This window comes from Paenibacillus etheri (genome assembly GCF_001012825.1).
In the GTDB taxonomy this organism is placed as follows: Bacteria; Bacillota; Bacilli; order Paenibacillales; family Paenibacillaceae; genus Paenibacillus_AQ; species Paenibacillus_AQ etheri.
On sequence record NZ_LCZJ02000092.1, the window covers coordinates 1 to 260 of the forward strand.

Here is a 260-nt window from a genome sequence, read left to right on the forward strand (position 1 = left end):
TTATATATGTTATATGGGCTTTTAGCTCAGTTGGTTAGAGCGCACCTCTGATAAGGGTGAGGTCGGTGGTTCGAGTCCACCAAGGCCCACCATATGACATTATAAAGTACGAGGCCTCCGAAAAGTAATCGGAATAAGCTTCGAAGCTAGACTTCACTTTTTGGAGTGAATTTTATGGGGCCATAGCTCAGCTGGGAGAGCGCCTGCCTTGCAAGCAGGAGGTCAGCGGTTCGATCCCGCTTGGCTCCACCATAATTTTT

The 260-nt window shown here is 48.1% G+C and carries 2 tRNA genes; both read left to right on the forward strand.

Annotated elements, in window-relative coordinates:
- Positions 1-15 precede the first annotated feature (15 nt).
- A tRNA-Ile gene (locus tag UQ64_RS29140) sits at positions 16-92 on the forward strand.
- 84 nt (positions 93-176) lie between these two features.
- A tRNA-Ala gene (locus tag UQ64_RS29145) sits at positions 177-252 on the forward strand.
- Positions 253-260 lie beyond the last annotated feature (8 nt).